The following is a 14290-nucleotide window of genomic DNA, read 5'->3' as shown; positions in this document are numbered from 1 at the left end:
AAACCGCAATATCCGTCCCCGGATGTTCACGCAAACCTAAACGGCCTTGAAAGGTCTGGCCATGGTGGAGCTGAGGGGAATCGAACCCCTGACCTCATCATTGCGAACGATGCGCTCTACCAACTGAGCTACAGCCCCGGCCCCTGGCGATGGCCCGGCTCCATGTGCGGGGGCGTGTCGCGCATTTGCGCCGGGAAGTCAACATTGCCTCCGGCCCAGCCTGCCGCTAGGTGGGGATGACACGTCATTGCGGGGAAAATCATGGTCGCGGCGATATTCTGGCTGGTGAGCCAGGTGATTCATTTATTGATTCTCGCCATCGTCGCGGCGGCGGTGCTCAGCATTCTGGTGGCGTTCGGCATCGCCAATCCCCGCAATCAGGTCGTTTATGTGGTGGGAGATTTTCTCAACCGCGTCACCGAGCCAATCCTGCGCCCCATCCGCCGTATCGTGCCCTATTTTGGCAATGTCGACATCTCGCCGGTGATCGCCATCCTCCTCCTCGAAGCCTTGCAGATGATCCTGAACGATCTTTACGCCCGCGTCGTCATGTCGGGGCTGGCGTACTAGCCGCCCGCCACCTATGTGGGGTCTGTTCCAGCGGAGGGTGAGTGTGCGATTTATAATTGGAACCGTTAATGCGGCGCGGCGCCACGCCGTAGGCTTCGTTCTCGCGTTTATCGTGGTGGCCGCCGCCGGGCTGGCCTATACCGCCCGTCACCTCTCCATAGATACGGATACCGACCACCTCTTCGCGGACACGCTTCCCTGGCGGCAGGCGCAGATCGCGGAAAGCCGTAATTTTCCTCAGTTCAACAATCTCATCGTTGCGGTGGTGCGCGCGCCCACCCCGGAGGAGGCGGCGGAAACCGCGGCGGCGCTCAACGCGGCCCTCAATGCCGATAGCGCCCATTTTTACTCTTCCTCCTATCCGGCCGGAAACCCTTTCTACCAGGATGAGGGCTTGTTGCTTCTGCCGCCCGCTGATCTGGCGAGCCTGCTCAACCAGATCGTCGCGGCGCAGCCTTTCCTTGGCCAGCTCGCGGCCCAGCCCTCGGCGGTGGGTCTGTTCACCGGCCTCTCCATGATCGCCAAGGGCGTGCAGGCCGGGACGGATATCAGCGCCTATAACGGGGCCCTGGCCGGGGTGCGGCAGAATTTGCAGGATGCGGCGGCTGGCCATCCCGCGCCGCTCTCCTGGCAAAGCCTCATCATGGGCAATATGGGGGAAGGTGGCACGGAATTCGTGCTGGCCCATCCCAAGCTCAGGCAGGGCACCTTGCAGCCGGGCGGCGCCGCCACCGCGGCGCTGATGCGCATCGCCGCCACCCTGCCGGATGTGAAGGCCGGGCGCGCCAAGGTGGATTATACCGGCCAGATCCCGCTTTCCGATGAGCAATTCGCCTCGCTGACGGATGGACTCGTTCTCGGCACCATCATCAGCATCGCCTTCATCGCGCTTTGGCTTTATCTCGCCTTGCGTTCCTGGCGGCTCATCCTGCCCATTCTGCTCACCCTGGTGATGGGCCTCGCCTTGACGATGACCTATGCCGCGCTGGCGGTGAAGGTCATCAATCTGATCTCGGTCGCCTTCGCCATCCTCTTCATCGGCCTGGCGGTGGATTTCGCCATCCAATATTGCGTGCGGCTGCGCGCGGTGCGGCTGCAAATGCCGGATCTGGGCGACGCCCTTGAGGAAACCGCGCGGGAGGCGGGGGGCCAGATCGCCCTGGCCGCCACCGCCACGGCCTGCGGGTTTCTCGCCTTCGTTCCCACCGCCTTCATCGGCGTGGCGGAGCTGGGCGAGATCGCCGGGGTGGGCATGTTCATCGCTTTTTTCTGCACCATCACCTTTCTGCCCGCCTTGCTGCGCCTGTTCAAACCACGCCCGGAATCCGCCTCGGTGAGCCTGCCGGGCGGCGCCGCGGCGGATCGTTTCCTGCATCGCCACCGCCGGGCCGTGCTCTCGCTCTTCGCCTTGCTGGCGCTGGCGGGGCTCGCCTGCACGATCACGCTCAATTTCGACGCCAACCCGCTCGACACCAAAGACCCGAAGACCGAGAGCATGCGGACGCTGAGAAGCCTGCTCAACGACCCGCGCAACAACCCCTTTTACGCGGAGGCGCTCGCACCCAATCTAGAAGCAGCTCGGGAGACCGCGCATAAACTCGGCGCTTTGCCGCAAGTGGCGCAGGCCATCTCCGGCGCCACCTTCGTTCCCGAAGACCAGGACCAGAAGCTGGCGATGCTGGCCCAGGCCCAGACCATTCTGGCCCCCACTCTGCTCGCCGCCGCCAACCCGCCGCAAACACCGGTGACGGCGGCAGAGATCCGCGACGCCATGGCGAAGACGATCGCGGATATCCAGGATGCCGCCGGCAAGCTGCCCAAGGATAGCGAGTTGCTGAAAATCGCCGGCGTGCTCCGCGATTTGCAGAGCGAGGATGACGCGCATGTGATGGCGATGAACGGGGCCATCACCCGCTTCCTGCCGATGGAATTGGAGCGCCTCGCCCATAGCCTCCAGGCCCAGCCCATCACCGAGGCGAGCCTGCCCCCCTCGGTCAAGGCGGATTGGTTCCTGCCCGATGGGCGGGTGCGGGTGCAGGCCTTCCCCACCGCGGCGGCGCAAACCACCAAGGGCATGCGCGAATTCGCCGATGCCGTGCGCAAGGTGGTGCCAGATGCGGGTGGCCCGGCCATTTCCACCATCGCCACGGCGGGGACGATCCTGACCTCGTTCCGGGAGGCGGCGTCGCTCGCCTTCGTAGCCATCGCGGTCATCCTGCTGCTGGTCTTCCGCAATGTTCGTGACAGCCTGCTGGTGCTGGCGACCTTGACGCTCTCGGCCCTGCTCACCGCCGTCTTCACCAAGCTGGCCGGCATCGCCATCAATTATGCCAACATCATCGCCCTGCCGCTGCTGCTCGGCGTCGGGGTGTCGTTCAATGTGTATTTCGTCATGAATTTCCGCGCCGGGGTGCGGGTTTTCCTCGCCTCGCCCACCGCGCGCGCCGTGCTGTTCTCAGCCCTCACCACCGCCACGGCCTTCGGCACGCTCGCCGCCTCGGCCGACCGCGGCACCGCCAGCATGGGGGATCTGCTGTTCCTCAGCCTCGGCGCGGTGCTGATCTCCACCTTCGTCTTCCTGCCCGCCTTGCTGCATTCGCTCGGCAATGCTCGAAAAACATAGTTTCTCGCTCTCGGGCCACCGCACCAGCGTGGCGCTGGAGCCGGAATTCTGGGCGGTATTGCGGGCGGTGGCCGCGCGGGACGGCGTCCCGCTTTCCGTCCTCGTCGCCCGCCTCGATGCCGGGCGCGCCCCTAACCAGCCTTTGGCCTCGGCGCTGCGCGTCTTTGCCCTGCGCAGCGGCGGCGGCAGGCCCTAGATCGGATGTTGCTCTAACTCTAAATGGTCTCGCTGAGGCGGATGGCGGCTTGGCAACCCAGCCGGATGGCGCGAGAAAGCAGCCTGTAGGCCGGCGCCTGCTCGGCGCCATGGGCGAGGCCGATATCGCGGTGTTCCAGCTCCTCCCGCCGGAAGCGCTCGATCGTGTCCTTCAACTCCGCCTCGCTCTCCGGCAGGGCGTCGCGCTGGCGGGCATAATGGGCATCGATCGTTTCCTCCACCGCCACGGTGCAGGCCATCGCCGCCCTCTCGCCCAGAGCGGCGGTGAGCGCGCCCAGGGCGAAACCGGCGGCGTGCCAGAGCGGCAGCAGGGCGGTGGGGCGGGAGCGGCGGGCGGCCATCAACGCCTCGAAGGCCTGTTTATGCGCGGTCTCCTGGGCGAGCATATGGCGGAGAAGCTCGCCTTTGGCGCCCCGCCCGAGCACGGCGAGCTGCCCGGCATAGATCCGCTCGGCCCCGTATTCCCCAGCGTGATCCACCCGGATGAACCGCTTGATGTCCTCTTTCATCTTCCCCGCCTCCTTCGCGTACCGCCAAACGCCATGCCGAACAGCAGCAGACCGCACAACAGGGCGAAGACGAAATCCATTTGCGCCATCGAAACCGGCAGGCCCTTGACCAGATAAACCGGCCGGTCGCATGGCACCGCCGGGGCAAGGGGCAGGGCCGCGCCGGGGGCAAGAATACCGTTGCATTCCGGCAGGGGCGAGGGCCACCAACCGAATTCCACACCCGCATGCAGCCCGGCGATGCCCGCCCCCGCCAGCATGACGCACCCGGCCAGCCCCAGCAGGAGCCGCCCGCCCCGCCCGCCCGCCAGCAAAGCGAGCAGGCCCAGGCCAAGGGTGACCCTGTAGGGCCAGCGCTCCCACAGGCAGAGCGGGCAAGGGACGAGATGCAGCCCGTACTGCGCGCCATAAGCCGCCGCCAGCCCGGCGGCGGCGAGGCAGATGGCGACCAGACCGGCCCAGCGAACGTTCATGCCCAGGTTTCTGCTCCCTTTCCGCCCAGCCGCCAAACCGCCCGCCCCTGGTCAGAGAATGAAACGCGAAAGATCGCCTTTGGCGGCCAGCGGCGCCACCTTCTCATTCACATAGGCCGCGTCGATGATGACGGTCTCGCCCGCCCGGTCGGTGGCGGAATAGGAGATGTCCTCCAGCAACCGCTCGATAACGGTGGCGAGCCGCCGCGCGCCGATATTCTCGACCCGCTCATTGATGTCGAAGGCGAGCGAGGCGATGGCATCCACCGCGTCATCGGCGAATTCCAGCGTCACCTTCTCCGTCGCCAGCAGCGCCACATATTGCTTGAGCAGGCTATGCTCCGTGTCGGTGAGGATCCGCTTGAAATCCTCCCGCGAGAGCGAATTCAGCTCGACGCGGATCGGCAGCCGCCCCTGCAACTCGGGTAGCAGGTCCGAGGGCTTGGCGACATGGAACGCCCCCGAGGCGATGAACAGGATGAAATCGGTCTTCACCGGCCCGTATTTGGTGGAGACGGTGGTGCCCTCGATCAGCGGCAGCAGGTCGCGCTGCACGCCCTCGCGCGAGACATCGCCGCCACGGAAACCATGCTCGCTGCGGGCGCAGATCTTGTCGATCTCGTCGATGAAGACGATGCCGTTCTGCTCGGCATGACGCACTGCGTCCTTGGTGAGGGCCTCGGTGTCCAGGAGCTTGTCCGCTTCCTCGCGGATGAGCGCCCGGCGGGCCTCCGGCACCAGCAGCTTGCGCTTCTGGGCCTGGCGGCCGAACATATTCTTCATCATCTCGCCGAGATTGATCATGCCGCCGGGCGGCATGTTGGGCAGGTCGATCATGCCGACCGGCACGCCTTGCGGCTCGGTGAGGGCGATCTCGATTTCCTTGTCGTCCAACTCCCCATTGCGCAACATGCGGCGGAACTTCACCCGCGTATCGGCGGTGGAACCCTCTCCCACCAGGGCGGAGATCAACCGTTCCTCGGCCGCCTGCTCGGCCTTGGCCTCGACCTCCTTGCGGCTCTGCTCGCGCAGCATGGTGATGGAGGCCTCCACCAGATCGCGCACGATGCTCTCCACGTCGCGGCCGACATAGCCGACCTCGGTGAACTTGGTCGCCTCGACCTTGAGGAAGGGCGCCTGGGCCAGCTTGGCGAGGCGGCGGGCGATCTCGGTCTTGCCGCAGCCGGTGGGGCCGATCATCAGAATGTTCTTCGGCACCACCTCGTCGCGCATCTCCTCGGGCAATTGCTGGCGCCGCCAGCGGTTGCGCAGGGCGATGGCCACGGCGCGCTTGGCGTCGTTCTGGCCGATGATGAAGCGGTCGAGCTCGGCGACCGTCTCGCGGGGGGAAAAAACGGGTGTGTCCATTTAGATTGTTTCGATAACCAGGTTTTCGTTGGTGTAGATGCAGATATCAGCGGCGATCTTCATCGCCCGGCGGGCGATCTCCTCGGCGCTGAGGTCGGGAAGCGTGATGAGGGCGCGCGCGGCGGCAAGGGCGTAATTACCGCCGGAGCCGATGGCGATGATGCCGTCATTGGGCTCCAGCACGTCGCCATTACCGGTGAGGGTGAATTCCCGCTCCTTATCGGCGACGATCATCATCGCCTCGAGGCGGCGCAGATAGCGGTCCGTGCGCCAATCCTTGGCCAGCTCCACACAGGCGCGCTCCAGCTGGTTGGGAAAGCGGTCGAGCTTCGCCTCCAGCCGTTCGAGCAGGGTAAAGGCGTCCGCGGTGGCCCCGGCGAACCCCGCGATCACACTCCCATTGCCGATGCGCCGCACCTTGCGGGCATTGCCCTTCACCACCGTGTTGCCGAGAGAAACCTGCCCGTCCCCGGCCACGACAACCTGGCCATTGCGGCGAACGGACAGAATGGTCGTGCCATGCCAGCCGACCGGATCGTAATTTTCTGTCATGCGCCAGACATGGCACCGCCACCAGGGGCGGGCAAGGGCCGGCTCAGGGGCGCCTGCCTATAAATTGTGCATTATATTACAAATCAGCCATGCGCCCCCTTTGTCTTCCGGCAAAAAACTGCTAATTCGCGCCGATAGCCGCCAGGATGAGCTTTGAGTCCATGACGCCGACCGACGAAACCGAGCTGCTTTCCGGCCTGGGCCAGCGGGTGAAATTGCTGCGCGCCCGGCGGGGGATGACGCGCCGCGTGCTGGCGGGCGAGGCGGACGTGTCCGAGCGGCATCTCGCCAATCTCGAATCCGGCACGGGCAATGTCTCCATCCTGGTGCTGGCCCAGGTGGCGCAGGCGCTCAATTGTCCGCTGGCCGAATTGCTGGGGGACGAAACCACCTCCTCCCCGGAATGGCTTTCAATCCGCCGGTTGCTGCAAGGGCGGGGCGCGGCCGAGATCGAGCGCGCCCTGCGCTCGCTTTCCGAATTATTCGGCGGCGGGGTGGGCCAGGCCGCCCGGCTGCGGGAGCGGCGCATCGCCCTCATCGGGCTGCGCGGGGCGGGTAAATCCACCCTCGGCCAGATGCTGGCGGCCCGGCTCGGCTACCCCTTCGTCGAATTGCGCTCGGAGATCACCCGCCTCGCGGGCTGCGCCCCGGTTGAGATTCAGGCGCTTTACGGCTCCAACGCCTACCGGCGCTACGAGCGGCAGGCGCTGGAAGAGACCTTGCAGACCCATACGAGCTGCGTGATCGCCACGGCGGGCGGGCTGGTGGGTGACACCGCGACCTTCGAAACGCTGCTGACCCATTGCTTCACCGTCTGGCTGCGGGCAACGCCGGAGGACCACTTCAACCGCGTTCTCAGCCAGGGCGATGTGCGCCAGCTGCCGGGCAACCGCAACGGGGTGGACGACATCCGCCTCACCCTGGAAAGCCGGGCCGGCTTCTACGCCAAGGCCGATATGGGGTTCGATACGAGCGGCAAAACGCTGGAGGAGGCCTTCTCCGGGCTGGCCGGAATGCTGCTCGCCCGGCTCGCGGCAGAAAAGAGCGGCGCCATTCTGATGGGCGATTGACCGGCGGGGCGGTTGGACGGATACAAAACCCAGTCACGCCAGCCAAGAAGAGCCCCTTGCATGAGCTACGTCCCTCCTCTGTCCGACCTTCGCTTTCTTTTGAATTCGGTGTTCGACCTCGCGCCGCTGCAAGCCCTCTTCGCCGAACAGGGCTTCGACGCCGCGCTCGCTCTGGCGCTGCTGGAGGAGGCCGGGCGCTTCTGCGCCGAAACGCTGGAGCCGCTCAACCTCAAGGGTGACGAGGCGGGATGCAGGCTGGAGAACGGCCAGCCGGTGACCCCGCCCGGCTTCGCCGAGGCCTACCGCCAATACGCGGAAAATGGCTGGTGCGCGCTCTCCGGCGCGCCCGCCTATGGCGGCCAGGGCCTGCCGCACACCTTGCAGGTGCTGGTGGATGAAATGGTCTCCGGCGCCAATCTTTCCTTCAGCCTGTTTCCCGGTCTGACGCGCGGCGCCACCGAGGCGATCTCCGCCCATGCCAATGATGAGTTGAAGGGCGTTTACCTGCCCAAGATGCTCTCGGGCGAATGGACCGGGGCGATGGCGCTGACCGAGGCCGCCGCGGGCACCGATCTCGGCCTGCTGCGCACCAGGGCCGAGCCGCTGGCGGATGGCGCCTACGCGATCACCGGCACGAAGATTTTCATCTCCTCCGGCGATCACGATTTCGGCGGCAATATCATCCATCTGGTGCTCGCCCGCCTGCCGGACGCGCCCGCCGGGGTCAAGGGCATCTCTCTGTTCCTGGTGCCGAAATTCTTGCCGGACGGGACGGGCGGGCTGGGGGCGCGCAACGGGTTCTCGGTCGGGGCGCTCGAACATAAAATGGGCATCCATGCCCAGCCGACCTGCGTGATCAATTACGACGGCGCCAAGGGCTGGCTGGTGGGAACGCCGCATCGCGGCCTGGCGGCGATGTTCACCATGATGAACGCGGAGCGGCTGTTCGTCGGGATTCAGGGCCTGGGCGTGGCCCAGGCCGCCTATGGCAAGGCCGCGGCCTATGCCAAGGAGCGCCTGCAAGGCCGGCCTCCCGCGGGCGGCACGGGACCGGCGCCGATCATCGAGCATCCGGATGTGCGGCGGATGCTGCTCACCGTGCGCGCCTTCGTCGAGGCGGGGCGGGCGCTCGCCATCTGGGTGGCGATGCAAATCGACATCTCCCGCCACCACGCCGAGGAAAAATCGCGCCAGCAGGCGGAGAAACTGGTCTCGCTGCTCACCCCGGTGGTGAAGGCGGCCTTCACGGATTTCGGCTTCGAGGGCGCGGTGCTGGCACAACAGGTGTTTGGCGGCCATGGCTACATTCATGAATGGGGCATGGAGCAGCTGGCGCGGGACGCGCGCATCACCCAGATTTACGAGGGCACCAACGGCGTGCAGGCCCTCGATCTGGTCAGCCGCAAGCTGGAGCTGGATGACGGCCAGGTGGTGCGCGGCTTCCTCGCGGGGGTCGAGGCGGAACTCGCCGCCATCGAGGGGCTGGAGGAAATCACCGCCCCGGTGCGCGCGGCAGTGGCGGAGTTGCGCGGCCTAACGGATGCCGTGCTCGCCCGCGCGGCGGATGCGGCAGAAACCGGCGCGGCCTCCGCCGATTATTTGCGCGCCTTCGCCCTGGTCTGCTTCGGCTGGATGTGGGCACGCATGGCCGCCGCCGCGCCCGGCGCGGAGGAGGCCGAAATCCGCGAGGCCAAGCCCGCTCTGGCCCGCTTCTTCGTCACCCGCATGCTGCCCCAGGCGCAAGCCCTGGGAGCGGCGGTGAGAAGCGGTGCCGCGCCGCTGGTCGCGCTGCCCGCCGCGCTGTTCTGAACGCCGTTTAATCCGTTCTTAAATCTCTCCGTCTACAGAAGGGATCGCGTCCCTTTTTCGAGGCGGAGAAATATGTCCCAACCCCAGGCGCTCGGCGCCAATCTGAACTTCATCCGGTACACCAACCGCCTGCAGGAGCGGTTGCGCGGCGCCAAGGCCATCCTCATGGCGGCGCTGCCCGGGGCGCTGGACGCGCTCTATACACAGATCCGCGCCGCGCCGGAGACCGCCCGGCTTTTTTCCTCGGAGGAGGTGATCAGCCACGCCCGCGCCAAGCAATATACGCATTGGGGTCTGATCTCCGAGGCGCGGATGGACGAAGCCTATCTCATGGCGACGCGGCGCGTGGGCGAAACTCACATCAACGCTGGCGTCGAGCCCAAATGGTTGATCGCGGGTCAGAACATTCTGCTGGGAATCTTGGTCGATGCGGTATTGGAAGCCCGCTGGCCAAAATCGCGCTTCGGCAAGGCCCGCAACGCCCTGCGCCGCCAGGCGATCGAGGAAGTCACCGCCGTGATCAAGGGCGGGCTGTTCGATCTCGAATTGACGCTGGACGTGTATCGCGAGATTTCCAACCGCACCCGTATGGGGGCGGAAAGACGCCTGCGCGAGCACGCCGACGCCGTGGTGCAGGCGATGGGGGAGGCGATGGCGGCGCTGGCGGCGGGCGACCTCACCCACCGCATCGGCGACGTGATGCCGCCGGAATACGCAAAGCTGCGCGAGGATTTCAACCAGGCGATGGAAAACCTCGCCCGTGCTCTCGGCGGGGTGCTCGGCACGGCCCGCACGGTCAATTCCAGCATAGACGAGCTGGCCCAGGCCGCCGATAACATATCCCGCCGCACCGAGCACCAGGCGGCGAGCCTGCTCGAATCCACCACCGCCCTCAATGAGCTGACCGAAGGGGTGAAGCGCATGGCGGATGGCGCGGCCGAGGCGAATAAAACCACCAACTCGGTCAATGCCGGCGCCGAGAGCTCCCGCACCGTGGTGACGGAGACCGGCTCGGCGATGGGGCAGATCGAATCCTCCTCGCGCGAGATCGGCCAGATCATCGGGTTGATCGACGATATCGCCTTCCAGACCAATCTCCTGGCGTTGAACGCCGGGGTGGAGGCGGCGCGGGCGGGCGATGCCGGCCGGGGCTTCGCGGTCGTCGCCTCCGAAGTGCGGGCTCTGGCCCAGCGCTCGGCGGAGGCCGCCAAGGCAATCAAATCGCTCATCTCCACCAGCTCCACCCAGGTTTCCCAAGGCGTGGAGCTGGTGCGCAAGACCAGCGCGGCGCTGGATGAGGTGATCGGCGGCATCGGCCAGGTTGATTCGTTGATCTCGGGCATCGCGACCGCTGCCGCCAGCCAGTCCAGCGGGCTGGGGCAGGTGAACGAGGCGCTGAACCAGATGAATAACGGCGTGCAGCAGAACGCCGCCGTCGTTGAGGAGACCACGGCGGCGATTCATTCCCTGCGTGGCGAGATCGAGCGGCTGGCCCGGTCGCTCACCACCTTCAAGCTGCCGCAAGGCGGCGAGGCGGTGGACATGCCGCAACTCAACCGCCTGCCCACCCCGGCGCGGCGGCGGATGGCGGCGGAATAGGGCGCCGCTAAGCCGCCGTGCCGCCGACGGTGAGGCCGGAGAGCTTGATCGTCGGCTGGCCCACCCCCACCGGCACGCCCTGGCCATTCTTACCGCAGGTGCCGATGCCGGGGTCGAGCGCCATGTCGTCACCGATCATCTCAACCTTGGTCAGCGCGTCCGGCCCGTTGCCGATCAGCGTCGCGCCCTTGACCGGGGCGGTAATCCGGCCATTCTCGATCAGGTAAGCCTCCGAGGCGGAAAACACGAATTTGCCGGAGGTGATATCCACCTGCCCGCCGCCGAAATTCACCGCGTAGAGACCACGCTCGACCGAGGCGATCATGTCTTCTTTCTTATCGTGGCCACCCAGCATGACCGTGTTGGTCATGCGCGGCATCGGCGCGTGGGCATAGGATTGCCGCCGCCCATTGCCCGTCGGGCGCATGTTCATCAGCCGGGCATTCTGCCGGTCCTGCAGGAAGCCGGTGAGGATGCCATCCTCGATTAGCACGGTGCGGGAGGTGGGCGTGCCCTCGTCATCCACGGTGAGGGAGCCGCGCCGCCCGGGAATGGTGCCATCATCCACCACCGTCACGCCGGGGGCGGCGATACGGCTGCCCAGCAGCCCGGCAAAGGCGGAGGTCTGCTTGCGGTTGAAATCCCCCTCCAGCCCATGGCCGATCGCCTCATGCAGGAGAATGCCGGGCCAGCCCGGCCCCAGCACCACCGGCATTTCCCCCGCCGGCGCGGCAATGGCGCGCAGATTGACCTCGGCCTGGCGGATCGCCTCGCGCACCGCCGCCTGCCAGAACTCGGGAGCGACATAATGGGCATAACCCGCCCGCCCGCCCGCGCCATGACCACCGGATTCGCGCCGGCCGTTCTCCTCCATCACCACCGAGACATTGAGCCGCACGAGCGGGCGTATATCGGCGACGCGCAGGCCCGAGGCGCGGATGATCTCCACCACCTGCCACTCGCCGGCGATGCTCGCCATCACCTGCACCACGCGTGGATCGGCGGCGCGCGCGAATTCGTCGATCTCGCGGAGAAGCCCGGCGCGGGCCGCGAACGGCGCCTCGCCCAGCGGGTTCACCCCCTCATAAAGAGGAGGCGGGGCCGAGGCCGGGTCGGCCGCCGTGACGCTGTGCTCCATGGCCTTGGCGGCGCGGATCGTCTCCGCCGCGCGGGCCAGGGCCGGGGCGGATAAATCCCCCGCATGGGCGAAATAAGCGGCCTCGCCCAGCACGGCGCGCAGGCCGAAGCCCCGCCGCGTGTCGAAGCTGGCGGCGCGGATATGGCCGTCATCCAGAGAGATGGACTCGGATTCCCGGTATTCCAGATAGAGTTCCCCGTCATCGGCGCCTTCCAGCGCCAAAGCGAGCTTGGCGTGCGCCGCCTCCAAATCCAGCCCATGGGCGCCATGGAAAAACTCATCCGCCTTGCGGAGCGCGTCGTTCATGTTGGATCTCCTATTCCGCCGCCGCCAGCGCCCGGGCGGGCGCCGCCACGGCACCGCGCAGCCCATGGCGGGCGGCGATGGCGGTGGCGAAGAGCAGGACGGCGTTTAGCTCATGCACGAAGCCGAGCTGGTTATTGCCTAAGACAAGCGTGGCCATGCCGAGCAGATATTGCAATGCCACCAGCAGGCCGAGCAGCAGAAAAAGATCGCGCAGGGCGGAGGGCAGGCGCATGCGCAAGCCGGTGGCAGCGGTGGCCAGCGCCACCAGCGCCGTCAGCGTGGCCAGCCCCCGATGGCAAAACTGCACCGTGGCTTTATTGGTGACGAAATTCGTCCAGAGAGGGCTCTGCGCGAGAAGGCCGGGCGGCGTCCAGGCGCCATCCATGGTAGGGAAGCTGTTGAAAACATGGAGAGCGCCCGAGGTGGCGACCAGCGCGCCGAACCCCATGGTGAGCCAGACGAGCGCCGCCGTGGCGGTGGCGAGGCCGCGCAGCGTGGCCGCCCCCTCCAGCCGCTCTGGCTCCGGGTTGCGCAGAGTCAAGCCGGTCCAGAGCAGCAGGAACAGGATGGCCATGGCGGAAAGCAGGTGTGGCGCGGCCCAGCCGGGCGGCGGCGAAACCACCCCCGGCTGCATTCCGGTCAGCACCATGTACCAGCCATAGGCGGCCTGGGCGCAGCCCGCCAGGAAGATCAGCCCCAGCCATAGCGCGAGCCGGGGCGGGATGCGCCGGCGCAGGAGAAACACCGCGAAGGGGATGAGAAAGACCAGCGCCATCAGCCGGCCCCAGCAGCGGTCGAGAAACATCGGCCAGAAGAGCGATTTATACTGGGCGAGGCTGATGGGATGGGCCTGGTATTGGGCCGTTTTCTGGAACAGGGCGTAAAGCTGCCCCCAATCCCCCGGGCCGAGCGGCGGGATGAAGCCGGTGAAGGGCCGCCAGACCTGGATGGAGAAACCCGCGCCAATGGTGCGGGCATGGCCGCCCCCCACCGTCATGCCGAAAACCATGAAGGCGAGCAGCAGCAGCCAATTGCCCACCGCGCGGTCCCGGTTCATGCCGCGCCCGCTCTGCCCGCCGCGCCGCGCAGGCGGAACAGCAGCACCAGAAGCCCGGCCAGCAGCAGCACCGCGTTCATCTGGTGGGCGACGCCGAGATCGATCATCTTCGAGACCAGGGCGCTCACCCCCAGGGTGAATTGCAGCAGCACCAGCCCCGCGATCATCAGCCCCGCATCGCGGATCGGCGCGTCGGCGCCGCCGCGCATGGCCTTGGTGGCGGTGATGAGCAGCACCAGCGTGGTGAGGGTTGCCAGCGCCTGGTGGTTGAAGAGGATGGTCGCCCGGTCGACGAAGAACTCGGTATACGGATAGCCCGGCGGCGGCAGGCCGATGCCGATATCCTTGGCGGGGTCGAACACCGATATGGCGTGCGTGCCGGAGACGAAGGTGCCCGCGAACATGGTACAGCACAGCAGCAAAATGGCCAGCTTGGCCAGCCGCTGCAGGCCGCGCTGCTCAAACGGGTCGGTGGGGGTGGGGTGGCGCACGGTCAGCGCCGTCCACAGCACCGCGACATAGAGCAGCATGGCGGCGCCGAAATGCAGCGAGAGCCGCCACGGCTCAACCGCCGTGCTGCCCGCGAAGAACCCCGAGGAGACCATGAACCAGCCGATGGCGCCCTGCAGCCCGCCCATGATGAACAGCAGGATCAGCCAGGGGATCAGCCGTTTCCCGATCCGCCCGGTGAGCGCGAAGCCGATGAGCGGCACCAGCAGCACCACGCCCATCAGCCGGCCCCACAGGCGGTGGATGTATTCCGGCCAGAACAGCTGCTTGAAGCCCGCGAGGTCCATGCCCTTGTGCAGGATCTGATACTGCGAAATGGTCTGGTACTTGGCGAAAACGGCGTTCCAGGCGGCGGCGGTCATCGGCGGGAGGGCGCCGATGATGGGGTCCCAGTTCATGATGGAGAGGCCCGAGCCGGTCTCGCGCGTGTAGCCGCCGATGCCGACCATGATCCAGATCATGAAACAGAGGAGGTAGAGCCAGGCGGAGA

The 14290-nt window shown here is 66.7% G+C and carries 13 protein-coding genes and 1 tRNA gene; 6 read left to right on the top strand and 8 right to left on the bottom strand.

Annotation, left to right across the window (positions count from 1 at the left end):
* Positions 1 to 62: 62 nt before the first annotated feature.
* Positions 63 to 138: transfer RNA gene (locus tag M7H45_RS08415), tRNA-Ala, on the bottom strand.
* Positions 139 to 261: 123 nt separating this feature from the next.
* On the opposite strand from M7H45_RS08415, the gene M7H45_RS08410 reads away from it, so the two are divergent.
* Genes M7H45_RS08410 through M7H45_RS08400 form a run of 3 tightly spaced genes read left to right on the top strand, consistent with a single transcriptional unit; the run spans position 262 to position 3389 of the window.
* A complete protein-coding gene (locus M7H45_RS08410; protein ID WP_298216023.1) occupies positions 262 to 570 on the top strand; it encodes a YggT family protein in 309 nt (102 codons plus the stop codon).
* A gap of 43 nt (positions 571 to 613) precedes the next feature.
* Positions 614 to 3193 (top strand): MMPL family transporter, encoded by a 2580-nt coding sequence (locus M7H45_RS08405; RefSeq protein WP_298216022.1) that lies wholly within the window; start codon positions 614 to 616, stop codon positions 3191 to 3193.
* A complete protein-coding gene (locus tag M7H45_RS08400) occupies positions 3177 to 3389 on the top strand; it encodes a ribbon-helix-helix domain-containing protein (RefSeq protein ID WP_298216020.1) in 213 nt (70 codons plus the stop codon). The genes M7H45_RS08405 and M7H45_RS08400 overlap by 17 nt, the downstream gene beginning before the upstream one ends.
* A gap of 19 nt (positions 3390 to 3408) precedes the next feature.
* Here the strand turns inward: M7H45_RS08400 and M7H45_RS08395 are convergent, their stop codons facing one another.
* From M7H45_RS08395 to hslV, 4 genes are read right to left on the bottom strand one after another with little or no spacing between them, the layout of a single operon-like run.
* Positions 3409 to 3918, bottom strand: coding sequence for a demethoxyubiquinone hydroxylase family protein (locus tag M7H45_RS08395; protein ID WP_298216018.1), 510 nt, complete (start codon positions 3916 to 3918; stop codon positions 3409 to 3411).
* Positions 3915 to 4391 carry a disulfide bond formation protein B gene (locus M7H45_RS08390; protein ID WP_298216016.1) on the bottom strand — a complete coding sequence of 159 codons (477 nt, stop codon included), beginning with the start codon at positions 4389 to 4391 and terminating at the stop codon, positions 3915 to 3917. The genes M7H45_RS08395 and M7H45_RS08390 overlap by 4 nt, the downstream gene beginning before the upstream one ends.
* Before the next feature lie 51 nt (positions 4392 to 4442).
* Positions 4443 to 5759 carry an ATP-dependent protease ATPase subunit HslU gene (gene hslU / locus M7H45_RS08385; protein WP_298216014.1) on the bottom strand — a complete coding sequence of 439 codons (1317 nt, stop codon included), beginning with the start codon at positions 5757 to 5759 and terminating at the stop codon, positions 4443 to 4445.
* Positions 5760 to 6311, bottom strand: a complete 552-nt coding sequence (gene hslV, locus M7H45_RS08380; protein WP_298216013.1) for an ATP-dependent protease subunit HslV — start codon at positions 6309 to 6311, stop codon at positions 5760 to 5762.
* 161 nt (positions 6312 to 6472) lie between these two features.
* On the opposite strand from hslV, the gene M7H45_RS08375 reads away from it, so the two are divergent.
* The 3 genes from M7H45_RS08375 (at position 6473) to M7H45_RS08365 (ending at position 10789) form a co-directional block, all read left to right on the top strand.
* Positions 6473 to 7381, top strand: a complete 909-nt coding sequence (locus M7H45_RS08375) for a helix-turn-helix transcriptional regulator (protein WP_298216011.1) — start codon at positions 6473 to 6475, stop codon at positions 7379 to 7381.
* Between the two features lie 60 nt (positions 7382 to 7441).
* Positions 7442 to 9190 carry an acyl-CoA dehydrogenase gene (locus M7H45_RS08370; protein WP_298216009.1) on the top strand — a complete coding sequence of 583 codons (1749 nt, stop codon included), beginning with the start codon at positions 7442 to 7444 and terminating at the stop codon, positions 9188 to 9190.
* 72 nt (positions 9191 to 9262) lie between these two features.
* Positions 9263 to 10789, top strand: coding sequence for a methyl-accepting chemotaxis protein (locus M7H45_RS08365; protein WP_298216007.1), 1527 nt, complete (start codon positions 9263 to 9265; stop codon positions 10787 to 10789).
* A gap of 7 nt (positions 10790 to 10796) precedes the next feature.
* Here the strand turns inward: M7H45_RS08365 and tldD are convergent, their stop codons facing one another.
* The 3 genes from tldD to M7H45_RS08350 form a co-directional block, all read right to left on the bottom strand.
* The gene (gene tldD / locus M7H45_RS08360) at positions 10797 to 12233 is read right to left on the bottom strand and encodes a metalloprotease TldD (protein WP_298216005.1); all 1437 of its coding nucleotides are present in this window, start codon (positions 12231 to 12233) and stop codon (positions 10797 to 10799) included.
* Between the two features lie 10 nt (positions 12234 to 12243).
* Entirely contained in the window at positions 12244 to 13290 is a 1047-nt protein-coding gene (locus tag M7H45_RS08355; RefSeq protein ID WP_298216003.1) for a COX15/CtaA family protein, read from the bottom strand.
* Positions 13287 to 14290: COX15/CtaA family protein (locus M7H45_RS08350; protein WP_298216001.1), on the bottom strand; the 1004-nt coding region annotated here is incomplete at its 5' end. The genes M7H45_RS08350 and M7H45_RS08355, both read right to left, overlap by 4 nt.

It is taken from the genome of Acidocella sp., from assembly GCF_027352905.1.
GTDB lineage: Bacteria > Pseudomonadota > Alphaproteobacteria > Acetobacterales > Acetobacteraceae > Acidocella.
The sequence above is the reverse complement of the archived record's forward strand: the minus strand, read 5'-3'. Positions and strand labels throughout refer to the sequence as shown.

What these genes read in the sequence shown, in the direction of transcription:
- M7H45_RS08410 (WP_298216023.1), top strand. Translation starts at nt 262, where the DNA reads ATGGTCGCGGCGATATTCTGGCTGGTGAGCCAGGTGATTCATTTATTG.
- M7H45_RS08400 (WP_298216020.1), top strand. Translation starts at nt 3,177, where the DNA reads ATGCTCGAAAAACATAGTTTCTCGCTCTCGGGCCACCGCACCAGCGTG.
- M7H45_RS08395 (WP_298216018.1), bottom strand. Translation starts at nt 3,918, where the DNA reads ATGAAAGAGGACATCAAGCGGTTCATCCGGGTGGATCACGCTGGGGAA.
- M7H45_RS08390 (WP_298216016.1), bottom strand. Translation starts at nt 4,391, where the DNA reads ATGAACGTTCGCTGGGCCGGTCTGGTCGCCATCTGCCTCGCCGCCGCC.
- hslU (WP_298216014.1), bottom strand. Translation starts at nt 5,759, where the DNA reads ATGGACACACCCGTTTTTTCCCCCCGCGAGACGGTCGCCGAGCTCGAC.
- hslV (WP_298216013.1), bottom strand. Translation starts at nt 6,311, where the DNA reads ATGACAGAAAATTACGATCCGGTCGGCTGGCATGGCACGACCATTCTG.
- M7H45_RS08375 (WP_298216011.1), top strand. Translation starts at nt 6,473, where the DNA reads ATGACGCCGACCGACGAAACCGAGCTGCTTTCCGGCCTGGGCCAGCGG.
- M7H45_RS08370 (WP_298216009.1), top strand. Translation starts at nt 7,442, where the DNA reads ATGAGCTACGTCCCTCCTCTGTCCGACCTTCGCTTTCTTTTGAATTCG.
- M7H45_RS08365 (WP_298216007.1), top strand. Translation starts at nt 9,263, where the DNA reads ATGTCCCAACCCCAGGCGCTCGGCGCCAATCTGAACTTCATCCGGTAC.
- tldD (WP_298216005.1), bottom strand. Translation starts at nt 12,233, where the DNA reads ATGAACGACGCGCTCCGCAAGGCGGATGAGTTTTTCCATGGCGCCCAT.
- M7H45_RS08355 (WP_298216003.1), bottom strand. Translation starts at nt 13,290, where the DNA reads ATGAACCGGGACCGCGCGGTGGGCAATTGGCTGCTGCTGCTCGCCTTC.